The following is a 13,296-nucleotide window of genomic DNA, read 5'->3' on the forward strand; positions in this document are numbered from 1 at the left end:
AAAAACACAAGTAATACAGTTGACAGCTATTTCTCTAAGGATGGTGGAAAGGATAGGACATCTAAGTCCTGAAAATAGTAGTTTTTGCAAAAAAAGCTCACAGAAAGCTAAAAACTGTTATAGAATATTTCTACGATATTTGTTATAATAAAACTAATACAGGAAAAGTGGAAAGGGCATCAATGGATATTTGGACACAGTTGGCAGCATTTGCTTTTTTGGACACTCCAAAGGTTGCATTGAGGCCTTTTCAATATGCCGATCACGCGGCTTTTTACGCTATGGTTAATGATAATGAGCACTTATCTTATGTCTTTCCAGAAAAAAGGACTAAAGGGGAAAGCGACTACCTTTTAGTTCATGAGTTTATGGTATCTCCTTTAGGGATTTGGGCCATTGAGGACAAGCTGACACACCAACTGATAGGCTGTATCCGGCTGGAACAGTATAATGCTAAAGTAGCCAGTGCTGAAGTTGGTTATTTTTTACATCATGCTTACTGGGGGCAAGGTATCATGACAGAAGTTCTCAAGACACTGAGTTTTTTAGCCTTTCAAACATTTGGGCTCAGAACATTGGAGTTGCTCATCCATCTGGAAAATGAAGCCAGTCAACGTGTGGCTGAAAAAGCAGGATTTCGCTGTTACAAACGATTTAGAGGCAGTGATCGCCATACCCATAAGATTCGCGATTATAAAGCGTACCAATTAAGAATAGGTGATGATCATCATGAGTAAACATCAAGACATTTTGGATTATCTGGAAAAGCTCGCTATCGGGAAACGGGTGAGTGTTAGAAGTATTTCTAATCATTTAAAGGTTAGTGATGGCACGGCTTACCGCGCTATCAAAGAAGCTGAAAATCGAGGCATTGTCGAAACCAAACCAAGAAGTGGCACGGTTCGTATTGAGAAAAAAGGACGGGTTCGCATTGACCGTCTGACCTATGCCGAAATTGCTCGTATTAGTGATTCGGAAGTGTTAGCGGGGCATGCTGGTCTGGGGCATGAATTTAGCAAGTTTTCAATCGGAGCTATGACTCAGCAAAATATTCGCCGCTACCTCGTTAAAGGAGGGCTTTTGATTGTCGGTGACCGCGAAAATATCCAATTGCTGGCTTTGGAAAATCATAATGCCATCTTAGTGACTGGCGGTTTCCCAGTCTCTAAACGGGTTATTGAAACAGCGGATAGCCAAGGTATTCCTGTCATGGTAACCAATTATGACACCTTTACAGTCGCGACCATGATTAATCATGCCCTGTCTAATATTCGCATCAAAACAGACCTCAAAACCGTCGAGCAGGTCATGATTCCTGTTAAGGAGTATGGCTGTCTTTATGAGGACAATACGATTGAAGAATTTAACGCCCTCATTAAAAATACACGAGAGGTAAGATTCCCTGTTCTGGATCACAAATCCAAAGTAATCGGAGTGGTCAGTATGCGAGATGTAGTGGATCAATTACCGACCACTAAAGTGACTAAAATCATGTCTCGAAACCCCATCACAGCGAAGCCTAACACCAGTCTTGCGAACATCAGTCAAAAAATGATTTTTGAAGATTTAAACATGCTTCCTGTTGTTGATGAAGACCATGTCTTACTAGGGATGATTACCCGTAGACAAGCAATGGAGAATCTTCCGACTAACCAGCCAAGTAACCTCTACACCTATAGTGAACAGATGCTTTCCAGCCTTGAAGAGACCCTTGACTATTATCAGGTTTTGGTTGAACCGACCATGATTGATAGTGCTGGTAACATGTCAAATGGGGTCATTTCAGAATTTCTCAAGGAAATCAGTGTTCGTGTCCTAACGAAAAAGCATCAAAAAAATATCATTATTGAACAAATGATGATATACTTTTTACATGCTGTTCAAATTGATGATCAATTGAAACTATACCCTAAAATCATTACTGAAAATAGACGAAGCAGCACCATTGATATCGAAGTTTTTGTCGATGATCAAGTGATTGCTAAAGCAATAATAACAACCAAGATTAATTAGAGGAGAAAGATAAAACATGATAACATTAAAATCTGCACGCGAAATAGAAGCTATGGATAGAGCTGGAGATTTTCTAGCTGGTATCCATATTGGGCTAAGAGATATTATCAAGCCTGGTGCGGACATGTGGGAAGTTGAAGCCTACGTTCGTCGTCGTTGTAAAGAAGACAATGTGCTTCCCTTGCAAATTGGAGTGGATGGTCATGTCATGGATTACCCGTATGCTACCTGCTGCGGGTTGAATGACGAAGTGGCTCATGCCTTTCCACGCCACTACATTCTTAAAGAAGGGGATTTGCTTAAGGTTGACATGGTTTTAAGCGAGCCTTTGGACAAATCAGTTGTGGATGTCTCAGCCCTAGATTTTGATAATGTTTCTGAGATGAAAAAATGGACAGAGTCTTATTCTGGTGGCTTGGCGGATTCGTGTTGGGCTTATGCTGTAGGAACGCCATCTGACGAAGTGAAACAATTAATGGATGTCACTAAAGAAGCGATGTACCGCGGGATTGAGCAAGCTGTGATTGGTAACCGTATCGGTGATATCGGAGCAGCTGTCCAAGAGTACGCTGAAAGCTTTGGTTATGGGGTGGTACGTGACCTTGTTGGTCATGGTGTCGGACCTACCATGCATGAAGAACCAATGGTACCAAACTACGGAACAGCTGGTCGAGGCCTTCGTCTGAAAGAAGGAATGGTCTTGACAGTGGAACCGATGATCAACACAGGAACTTGGGAAATTGACACGGATATGAAAACAGGTTGGGCGCATAAGACTTTGGATGGTGGCCTGTCTTGTCAATATGAACATCAATTTGTCATTACTAAAGACGGCCCTGTTATTTTAACGAGCCAAGGAGAAGAAAGAACTTACTAAAATGGCAGAAAAAAAATTCTTTGATAGAGTCATGTCAAAGTGGCAGTATGAACCCATTCAAGTTTTTATGCGACATTTTCAAAGTGCCGAAATGGATTTGTCTTCAATTGCTGTGGCTTACTATCTTATTTTGACAGCTTTTCCATTGATTATTATTGCAGCCAATATTTTTCCTTACCTTAATATTGACATTGCTGATTTGCTACGGTTAATGAAGCAAAATCTGCCTAAGGATATTTTCAAACCAGCCTCTTCGATTGTGGTTAATATTTTTTCAAAACCTTCAGGAAGTGTGCTTGGGGTTGCGACCTTGACTGGTTTTTGGACCATGTCTCGAAGTTTAACGTCCTTGCAAAAAGCCATCAATAAAGCTTACGGAGCCTCACAACATCGTGATTTCTTTATCGGTCACTTGGTTGGACTTTTGACCAGTCTCATTATTTTATTTCTTTTGACCTTTGCCTTGATCTTTTCGACCTTTTCAAAGGCAGCTATCCAGGTGTTAGATAACCACTATAACCTAAGTGACAATATCACGACGGCATTCTTGCTCTTAATCCAGCCTATTACGGTCTTGATTATATTTGTTGGCCTGATGTTATTGTATTTCCTCTTGCCAAATGTCAAGATTAAAAAGATTCGCTATATTTTGCCAGGTACGATTTTCACGTCATTTGTCATGACTTTTTTGAGTAACTTGGTTGGTAATTATGTGGTACATAATGTTGAGAAAATGGTAGATATCAAAACCTTTGGTTCCGTGATGATTTTCATTATCATGTTATGGTTTATTTTCTTGGCTAGAATTTTGATTTTAGGGGCCATTTTTAATGCCACTTATCAAGAAATGTCTGTAGGAAAACTAGAAAGTCGCAGCGGAGATGTGGTATCCATTTTCAAAAAAACCTTAGGGAATGACACAGATCAATCGCCATCTTCCTCTGTTGATGAAGAGTAAAAAACTGACAAACGAGATGAAGTAGGAAGGGTCTTTCTTGCTTCATTTTTTATGAGGATGAATAGAAAATCATTGATCTTAGCAAGTAGAAAGGCAAATGAAACGGATGAAATTGCGAACAAATGTGGGGCGGTTACAGGGAACTATTTGTGTTCCAGGAGACAAGTCCATTAGTCACCGGGCAGTCATATTAGGGGCCATTGCTAAAGGGGAAACACGCGTCAAAGGACTTTTAAAAGGAGAAGATGTGCTTTCCACGATTCAAGCCTTTAGGAATTTAGGCGTCCGTATCGAAGAAAAGGATGATCAGCTTGTGATAGAGGGGCAAGGCTTTGAAGGATTGACTGCTCCTCATCAGACACTTGATATGGGCAATTCTGGAACTTCTATGCGTCTCATTGCTGGCCTCTTGGCTGGACAATCATTTGATGTTACCATGTCAGGAGATGATAGTTTGTCTAAGCGTCCTATGGATCGTATTGTCCTGCCTTTACGCCAAATGGGGGCTGACATCACAGGAGAAGGTTCTAGACATCTCCCCCCTCTCAAACTCAAGGGAAGTCGAGAGTTAAATCCAATAACCTATGCGCTTCCAGTCGCTTCTGCCCAAGTCAAGTCAGCGATTTTATTAGCTGCCTTACAGGCAAATGGCACGACAGAGGTCATTGAAAAGGAAATAACCCGTAATCATACGGAAGACATGATTCAACAATTTGGAGGGCAGCTACGTGTTGACGGTAAAAAGATTTGGTTAACAGGTCCTCAGACACTCATCGGTCAAGAGGTCACTGTTCCAGGGGATATTTCCAGTGCAGCATTTTGGTTGGTGGCAGGCCTTATTGTTCCTGGCTCGGCTATTCTTTTAGAAAATGTCGGTATCAATCCGACAAGAACAGGCATTTTAGAAGTAATTGAACAAATGGGCGGGCAGGTCACTTATGAGGCTGTCAATCCTCAGACACAATCAGCTAATCTTGGAGTCGCTTATTCTCAACTCAAAGGAACAACGATTTCTGGTCAATTGATTCCACGCTTAATTGATGAGTTGCCTATTATTGCTTTACTAGCAACCCAAGCACAAGGGGTCACCCACATTAAAGATGCTCAGGAACTACGGGTCAAAGAGACGGACCGTATTCAGGTGGTTACTGATATCTTAAAAAGCATGGGGGCTACTATTGAAGCAACAGCAGATGGGATGATTATTGAAGGGCCGACAGCGCTCCACGCGGCCCAAACTAGTACGTTTGGTGATCATCGGATTGGTATGATGACAGCTATTGCAGCCTTACTCGTGAAACAAGGGGAGGTCCATCTGGATAGAGAAGAAGCCATCATGACGTCTTACCCGACGTTTTTCAAGGATTTAGAGAGGCTGTGTCATGACTAAAGTTTTATTGGGATTTATGGGAGTGGGCAAAAGCACTGTCTCAAAGGAGTTAGATCAGAACTATAGAGATATGGATGCTATTATTGAGGAGCGCGTAGGCATGCCTATTGCTAGCTTTTTTGATCAGTATGGTGAAACAGCTTTTCGAAACATTGAGAGTCAAGTTTTGGCAGACTTGCTATCTGAACCAGATGATCTTGTGATTGCTACGGGCGGTGGTGTGGTGCTTTCAAAAGAAAATCGCCGCTTATTGGCAGCCAATCGACACCAGAATATTTTGTTAGTCGCCTCTTTTGAAGTCCTATACCAACGGTTACAAGAGGATACTGAAACTCAAAGACCTCTTTTTAGCAAGCATTCCAAAGAAGCTTTCTATCACCTTTATCAAAAGCGTATGGCTCTCTATGAAGGTTTATCAGACTTGGTGATTAGCGTTGATCATCGCACACCAGCAGAAATAGCAGAGATAATCAAAGCTCATTAAATGTCATCCAAAAATTAAACAACTGATGCCTACTTGTCAGTTGTTTTTTGATTCAAAAAGGTATTGGAATACCAAAAACCTCTCTTTCTTTTTATTAAAGAAACAGCAAATATGCCTTCTAAGCCTGCTTGTATTAAAATTGGGGGAGGACAATATAACCTTTATAGGTTATAATAGAAGTGTTAGTTAAAAAGAATAGATTGTATTGTAATACTAAGAGATGACTTGATATGACAAAATACCAAAACGGTGGCCTTAGTCACCACGAAGAATTACGTTATTTTTATCTCCTAAGGAACCTTAGTTACCTTAGCGAGAATGAAAAAAGAGAATTCGCATTTTTAAAATCGAAAATGGAAGCTGGGCGTGCTTACGCGACACCGTCAGCGACGCGCCCTGTCAGACAGCCAGACCCCTACCTTTCCCCAAAAAACTACTATGAGGAAGATTCTTACGCCACTTACTTAGAAGAGGATCCTTCCTTAACGCCAAATGGTCTCCCTCTTTATCCGAAAGAGGAAAAGAAACGGTCTAAACGGCAGTCCAGAGCCGCAGCTCGTAAGACCTTGGTTCCCCCGCAGCCAGTTTATGGACAAGCCTACGAAGAAGACCCTGCTTATGGTGACTACGGTTATGCAGAAGAATACCCTGTGGCGCAACCTCTTCCTAAAGCTAAAAAACGACGTCGCCATAAAAAAGGTCGCATTAAGCGTTTCTTTAAACTACTCACCTTCTTACTGCTATTGATGATTTTGGCAGTTGGTTTCATGTTTCTCAAAGGAATCTTTGATGTTTCGAGCAATAAGGCAACTTATAAGCCAGCAGTCTCGCAGGCCTTTAACGGCAAAGATACAAAGGATGGCACCAATATTCTCGTCTTGGGGTCTGACCAAAGGGTCACACAAGGCTCTACCGAAGCACGGACAGACACCATTATGGTGGTGAATGTTGGTAATAAAGACAAGAAAATCAAAATGGTGTCCTTTATGCGAGACACCTTGGTTAATATCCCAGGTTATAGCTATAATGACAGTGATTCCTATGATCTCAAACTCAATACATCCTTTAACCTAGGAGAACAAGAGGATCATCACGGAGCAGAATTTGTTCGTCAGACGCTTAAACACAATTTTGATATCGATATTAAATATTACGTCATGGTGGATTTTGAAACTTTTGCGGAAGCCATTGATACTCTGTTCCCAAATGGGGTTAAGATTGATGCCAAATTTGCTACGGTAGACGGTGTTGCTGTTGACTCCGTGGAAGTTCCAGATGATTTACGAATGAAAGATGGTGTGGTCCCTAATCAGACCATTGAAGTCGGAGAACAACGCATGGATGGCAGAACCTTGCTCAACTATGCTCGTTTCCGTAAAGATGATGAGGGAGACTTTGGTAGGACTGTGAGACAGCAGCAAGTCATGTCCGAAGTCATGTCTCAAATCAAAGACCCAACCAAACTCTTCACTGGCTCTGCAGCCATTGGTAAAATTTATGCCCTTACCTCCACCAATGTGTCCTTCCCCTTTGTTCTCAAAAATGGGGTATCGGCTCTAGGAAGTGGTAAAAACGGTATTGAACACGTGACTATCCCAGAAAATGGGGATTGGGTGGATGAATATGACATGTATGGTGGGCAAGCCCTTTACATTGATTTTGACAAATACCAGAAAACATTATCTCAATTGGGATTGCGTTAAAATGTGTTATAATGGAGAGTAACTAAAGTTGCTCTTCTTTTTTTGAGCAAGCAGCATTCCCTAGAAAAGGAAAAAATAAAACACAATGTTGAAAAAAAACGATGTCATTACAGTTGCCATTTCAGACTTAAGCCATGAGGGAGCAGGTGTCGCTAAACACGACGGTTTTGTTTTCTTTGTGGATAATGCCCTACCTGGAGAAATCATAGACATGCGTGTCTTGAAGGTGAATAAAAACAGTGGCTTTGGTAAGGTGGAAGCCTATCAGAAACTATCACCTGCGAGAAACCAAGCTATCGACGTTACTTACTTACGGACAGGTATTGCAGATTTTGGTCATTTAGCTTATGAAGACCAATTGAGATTCAAACAAAAGCAAGTGCAAGATAATCTGTATAAAATTGCTGGTATCAATGATGTAACGGTAAACCAAACCATTGGTATGGATAATCCTCTGGCTTATCGAAATAAAGCCCAAGTTCCGGTTAGACGTGTTAATGGCCAGCTTGAAACTGGCTTCTTCCGAAAACATTCTCATGACTTAGTTCCTATTTCAGATTATTATATTCAGGATAAAGAGATTGATCGTCTCATTAATTTTACCCGTGAGTTATTACGTCGCTTTGATGTCAAACCGTATGACGAAAAAGAACAAACAGGTCTTATTCGCCATATCGTTGTGCGCCGTGGTCATTATTCTGGGGAAATGATGCTGGTTTTAGTGACTACCAGACCAAAAGTTTTCCGTGTGGATCAAGTTATTTCAAAAATTGTTGAATCTTTCCCAGCAGTAGTGTCCATTATTCAAAATATTAACGATAAAAATACCAATGCAATCTTTGGTAAAGACTTCAAAACGCTTTACGGCAAGGATACTATTACTGACAGTATGCTTGGAAATGACTTTGCCATTTCTGCCCAGTCTTTCTATCAAGTAAATACAGTTATGGCAGAAAAACTTTACCAAACGGCGATAGCCTTTTCAGATCTTTCTGAAGATGATGTCGTCATTGACGCTTACTCAGGTATTGGAACCATTGGCTTGTCATTTGCTAAAACAGTTAAAGCTGTTTATGGTGTTGAAGTGATTGAAGCAGCTGTCAAAGATGCTCAACAGAATGCTGCTCGTAATGGCATCACCAATGTCCACTTTGTCGCAGATACAGCAGAAAATGCCATGGCAACATGGGCTAAAGAAGACATCAAACCAAGTGTTATTCTGGTAGACCCACCACGAAAAGGCCTAACAGAAAGTTTTATCCAGGCCAGCGTGGCAATGGGACCACAAAAAATCACCTACGTGTCTTGTAACCCAGCCACTATGGCGCGTGATATCAAACGCTACCAAGACTTGGGTTACAAATTAACCAAAGTGCAGCCAGTGGATTTGTTTCCACAGACGCATCACGTGGAGTGCGTAGTGTTGCTACAACGAAGCAAAGGGTAAAAATCCTTTATTTTAAGCACTTTTTCAAGCATTTTGTCTTTATTGAAAAGAGTGATTTTGACATAAAAAAGGTACAAAAAAAGTACATTGATGTGAACGTCTGTTTGGATGTCGACTGCGTAGATAAAAAATAGATACGTCAGCAATAAATTAATCCAGCGAGAACATTTTAATAAGTGTTCTCGCTTTTTTTATTTTCAGGAGGAAAATCATGCAAAAGAATGAACAGTCATCACGACAAATTGTGATGTGTCATCTCATGGCTATCATGCGAATCGATATTGAGAAAGCGACATGGATAGTTGGTGAGATGGAAGAATCTGGCTTAATCCAGTTTGATGACAGGGGGAATGTTGGTCTGTTAGTGTTGGAGGGACAATCATGAAACGTATCACCGCAAATCACTATCAAACGTCAGAGCGTTACTATAAGCTCCCAAAACTCTTGTTTGAGAGTGAACGCTACAAGGACATGAAACTTGAGGTTAAGGTTGCTTATGCTGTTCTCAAAGATCGCTTGGAATTGTCATTAAGTAGAGGGTGGATAGATGAAGATGGAGCTATTTATTTGGTCTATTCCAACTCCAAACTCATGGCACTACTTGGCTGTTCCAAGTCAAAATTATTGACGATTAAGAAAACCTTACGAGAGTATGGCTTGATTGATGAAGTCCAACAATCTTCCAGTGAAAAAGGACGCTTGGCGAAAAAAATTTACTTAGGAGAGTTGGAACATGAACCTACCCCATTCTCAAATTCAAACGGGGGTAGTGTTCAAAAAACACTAGGGGGGTGTCAAAATCAGCCGGGGCCGGTCTTAGATTCAGCCACTAGTGAGACTGAAGTTAGTGAGACTGATATGAGTGAAACTAAAGAGAGTGAGTCAGTCATTGAGGACGAGGAGGAGAAAGAAAGTCTAACAAGTAAGAAAAATGACAATGACAATTTTCAACGTAAAGTAGACCGAGTCACAAGATACGACAAAGATTATATTTGGGGTTTGGTTCATGACCAGTTGAGACAAGTTGGTCTTTCACAGGCTGCTAGCGATTATGCCATGATTTATTTTGATCATCGTTATCAGTACGCTTTAGAGAATATGAGGTTTGCGGACAGAACAGAAACGATAGCGGAATACGTCTTTAATGGTGTCTTATCCGAATGGACTAAGGTCCAACGCTTAAAAGAACTAAAAGGGGGTGAGTAATATGTTTTGGTGGATATTATTAGGTATTTGGGGATTAGGAATGATTTGGTTCATTTTTGAACTTATCACTGCCCCAGAAATGGAAGATCATTGTTAAGCAAGGACGTTACGCAAGAAGTAAGGTCCTTTTTAGTTTTGTCAGAAAGGAATGAGAGACATGAAGTTTTTAGATTTGTTTGCAGGAATTGGAGGCTTTAGACTGGGGTTAACCCGTCAGGGCCATGAGTGTATTGGCTTTTGTGAGATTGACAAGTTTGCGAGGAAATCTTACAAGGTCATCTATGAGACCGAAGGAGAAATAGAATTTCATGATATTAGACAAGTCACAGACCAAGACTTTAGACAACTTAGAGGGCAAGTGGACATCATCTGTGGGGGATTCCCTTGCCAGGCATTTTCACTCGCAGGCAGACGATTGGGATTTGAGGATACTAGGGGAACTTTGTGAAAAGGCAACACTTTTCTAAACAAATATTATAAAGTGCTTTTTAAGCGATAATTCGTTTGGTCATGGGAGTTTGGTAGTTAAGACTACCATGAATGCGATGATAGTTCCACCAGTGGACATAATCTTTCGTTTTGAGGGCTAATTCTTCTAGTGATTGAAAGGTTTCTTGGTTGACAAACTCCAATTTGAAGGAACATAGGTACTTTCAGCGACAGCATTGTCATAGGGAAAACCAGCCTGACTGAGAGAACGGGTGATTCCAAAAGCTTCAAGCATCTCATCAATCAGCTGATTGTCAAACTCCTTGCCACGATCAGAATGGAACATCTTGACCTTGGTTAGTGCATAAGGGATGCTTTGAATAGCTTGTTTAACGAGCTCCGCAGTCTTGTGCCAGCCAACGGACAATCCTATGATTTCACGATTAAAGAAGTCAATGATGAGACAAACATAAGCCCAGCGCCTATCCACACGGACGTAAGTCAAGTCGGTCACCAGGGCTTCCAGTGGTCTTTCTTGGTCGAATTGCCTGTCTAGGCGGTTTGGAATAGGAGCTTCGTTCTTCCCTTTAGAATGCGGTTTGAAGGCTGCTTTCTGATAAACGGATACCAAGTGGAGTCTCTCCATGATGCGACGAATCCGACGGCGAGAGAGTATGATGCCGTCCTTTTCTAAGCATTTCTTGATTTTTCTAGCCCCATATCTGGACTTGCTCTCAAAGAAAATATAGGTAATTTTATCCTCGAGATCAGCCTCTGACACAGGAACTACAGCTTGGTAGTAGTAACTTGAGCGTGGGATGTTCAGCCAGCGACACATAGCTGAAATGCTGTATTTATCCTTGTTTGCAGTGATTACTTGTCTTTTCGTGCCATAATCACTGCCGCTTGCTTTAGGATATCTAATTGCATTTCGAGTTCTTTATTGCGTTTTCTGAGTTGAATCAGTTCCCGTTGTTCATCTGTCATATTATCAACAGACTTGAAGGAACCCGTTAGTTTGGCTTGTCTGACCCACTTATCGAAGGTTGAGGGCGTTAACTCATATTCTTTGATAAGCTCACTTCGTTTCATTCCAGCATTGTGGAGGTCAACAATTTGTTGCTTAAAATCATCGGTGAAGTGGCGACGTATTTTTCTAGACATATCTGTTCTCCTGTTTTCTTTAGTGTAGAACACTTTATAAATTCTGTCTAGTTTAGTGTAACCGATTCAGCTTGGACTAATGTCAAATAAGTAGACAGAAAACCGTGTTATTTTATTGCGTTAAAATAATTTTCTTCTTTCTGATTAGGAGTTAGTCCTAGATTAGCCGTATGTGGGTTGTAATTGTTATAAAAATTCTCAATGTATTCAAAGCAGTCTAATTGAACCTGTTTGATATTTTGATACTTTTTTCGGTTGATTTGTCTATGCTTTAAATACTTGAAAAATGCTTCCGTTACGGCATTATCATAAGGATATCCAGGTTTAGAAAAAGAATTTGTTTTCTATAAATTTGATTATCCAATTCTCTTTTTGAGGGCTTATGTTTTAGAAATTTATAGTAAGTGGAGCGATTGACACGTAAAACACGACACAAGGTTGTTGTGACGTGTTCAAAGCGTAACCGATAGACAGCAAGGAGTCTTACTTTAAGTTTTGCATGAATATGGCACTTGCTTTTTTAGGATAAGGTTCTCCTCTTCAAGCTGCGCATTACGTTTTTGTAGCTCTTGTATTTGCTTGGCAGTAAGTACAGAATTATCTTCGAGTTTGACTTGAGAATACTGTTTGATCCATTTTGCAAGCGCAGAAGCGGATACCCCATAGTCTTTACAGAGTTCAGACTGAGTTTTTCCAGTTTGATAAAGGTTGACAAGAGATTGTTTAAATTCTTCATCGTAGCGTTTAACTGTTGACATAGGTTGTCCTTTCGTTTTTGTGTCTTTTAAAACAGATTGTAACACACAAAGTTTTGTCTACTTTTATAGTATACATCCAATTTAGCTGCTAGATATGCCAGTGTACTAAGACCAAATGAGAGTATCATTTTAGAAGTTGAATCAGAAGTAATGCGACAAACAATCCGTAATTTAATCGGCGAAAAAAAGCTGAACAAACTCTATTTTTTCATTGTTGATAGTACTAATCGTAGACATTTCACAGAGATTTTTGTGGAAGACATCATGGAAGACGTTTAATTTTTAAGATTTGGTTGAGTAAAAAACAGCAAATGAAACCAATCCATATGAGCGTTCAGCCTCTTTGCTAATTGTAGTGCCTGGATAAAAATCTAATGTTTTGAAGAGAGGATTATTCTCGTTTATTCTTTTTTGAAAGATAGGATTGATGATGCCTATCTCTTCTTCCATCACATGGTGGAGTTTGAAGTAACAAGATAAATGTTATTAATATAAGGCAGGACTTTGCTTTTACTAGCTAAAAAGTAAAGGATACCTCAGGAATTATGCCTTAGTTATTGTGTAGGGCTATTTGGTATACGAGGTATCGTTACTGATTAACCGAAAAATCTGGATAATTGTTTTTTTAACCACTTTAACGGATTAGGTTTTTTTAATCAACTAAGCTTCTCAGACAGCTAACGAGTAAGGCGGAACCTATTCTAACTACTTTGATGACATCAAAAGTGGTACAGTCGTATATTCTTTGATAACTGTATCAGTTAATATTTAACATTTCAAGAAAGCGCTAAACAATATGGTTTAATGCTTTTTTGTTTTTTATGAGTCACATGGTTTGATTTTCTTGAGGGTGTTCTGTTACAATGA

10 protein-coding genes and 3 pseudogenes are annotated in these 13,296 nt (G+C 40.2%); 11 read left to right on the plus strand and 2 right to left on the minus strand.

Going from position 1 to position 13,296, the window contains the following annotated elements; translation table 11 throughout:
- Positions 1 to 182 precede the first annotated feature (182 nt).
- From FQT67_RS03920 to dcm, 11 genes and pseudogenes are all read left to right on the plus strand, one after another.
- Positions 183 to 737, plus strand: coding sequence for a GNAT family N-acetyltransferase (locus tag FQT67_RS03920; protein ID WP_003054567.1), 555 nt, complete (start codon positions 183 to 185; stop codon positions 735 to 737).
- Positions 730 to 2,013 (plus strand): CBS-HotDog domain-containing transcription factor SpxR, encoded by a 1,284-nt coding sequence (spxR, locus tag FQT67_RS03925; RefSeq protein WP_003054575.1) that lies wholly within the window; start codon positions 730 to 732, stop codon positions 2,011 to 2,013. The genes FQT67_RS03920 and spxR overlap by 8 nt, the downstream gene beginning before the upstream one ends.
- A gap of 16 nt (positions 2,014 to 2,029) precedes the next feature.
- Complete coding sequence (locus FQT67_RS03930) at positions 2,030 to 2,890, plus strand: methionyl aminopeptidase (protein WP_012767188.1); 861 nt, start codon at positions 2,030 to 2,032, stop codon at positions 2,888 to 2,890.
- A 1-nt stretch (position 2,891) separates the two neighbouring features.
- Positions 2,892 to 3,848 (plus strand): YihY/virulence factor BrkB family protein, encoded by a 957-nt coding sequence (locus FQT67_RS03935; RefSeq protein ID WP_003054565.1) that lies wholly within the window; start codon positions 2,892 to 2,894, stop codon positions 3,846 to 3,848.
- Positions 3,849 to 3,954: 106 nt separating this feature from the next.
- Entirely contained in the window at positions 3,955 to 5,238 is a 1,284-nt protein-coding gene (aroA, locus tag FQT67_RS03940) for a 3-phosphoshikimate 1-carboxyvinyltransferase (RefSeq protein WP_014612402.1), read from the plus strand.
- A complete protein-coding gene (locus tag FQT67_RS03945; protein ID WP_003054573.1) occupies positions 5,231 to 5,722 on the plus strand; it encodes a shikimate kinase in 492 nt (163 codons plus the stop codon). The genes aroA and FQT67_RS03945 overlap by 8 nt, the downstream gene beginning before the upstream one ends.
- A 230-nt stretch (positions 5,723 to 5,952) precedes the next feature.
- Positions 5,953 to 7,425 (plus strand): LCP family protein, encoded by a 1,473-nt coding sequence (locus FQT67_RS03950; protein WP_015017165.1) that lies wholly within the window; start codon positions 5,953 to 5,955, stop codon positions 7,423 to 7,425.
- 85 nt (positions 7,426 to 7,510) lie between these two features.
- Positions 7,511 to 8,872, plus strand: a complete 1,362-nt coding sequence (gene rlmD / locus FQT67_RS03955) for a 23S rRNA (uracil(1939)-C(5))-methyltransferase RlmD (RefSeq protein ID WP_046176908.1) — start codon at positions 7,511 to 7,513, stop codon at positions 8,870 to 8,872.
- Between the two features lie 211 nt (positions 8,873 to 9,083).
- Positions 9,084 to 9,257: a hypothetical protein gene (locus FQT67_RS03960; protein ID WP_003054571.1), complete on the plus strand. Its 174-nt coding sequence runs from the start codon at positions 9,084 to 9,086 to the stop codon at positions 9,255 to 9,257.
- Positions 9,254 to 10,078, plus strand: coding sequence for a replication initiator protein A (locus tag FQT67_RS03965; RefSeq protein WP_046176907.1), 825 nt, complete (start codon positions 9,254 to 9,256; stop codon positions 10,076 to 10,078). Before FQT67_RS03960 ends, FQT67_RS03965 begins: the two co-directional genes overlap by 4 nt.
- Before the next feature lie 157 nt (positions 10,079 to 10,235).
- Positions 10,236 to 10,542: pseudogene (gene dcm, locus FQT67_RS03970) on the plus strand (DNA (cytosine-5-)-methyltransferase); the annotation flags it as partial.
- Positions 10,543 to 10,566: 24 nt separating this feature from the next.
- Here dcm and FQT67_RS03975 read toward each other — a convergent pair.
- Both FQT67_RS03975 and FQT67_RS03980 read right to left on the minus strand, forming a co-directional pair.
- Positions 10,567 to 11,671 (minus strand): annotated as a pseudogene (locus tag FQT67_RS03975) (IS3 family transposase).
- Positions 11,672 to 11,778: 107 nt separating this feature from the next.
- Positions 11,779 to 12,429, minus strand: a pseudogene (locus FQT67_RS03980) (transposase).
- Between the last annotated feature and the right edge of the window lie 867 nt (positions 12,430 to 13,296).

This window comes from Streptococcus sp. NCTC 11567, from assembly GCF_902141215.1.
Taxonomy (GTDB): domain Bacteria; phylum Bacillota; class Bacilli; order Lactobacillales; family Streptococcaceae; genus Streptococcus; species Streptococcus dysgalactiae.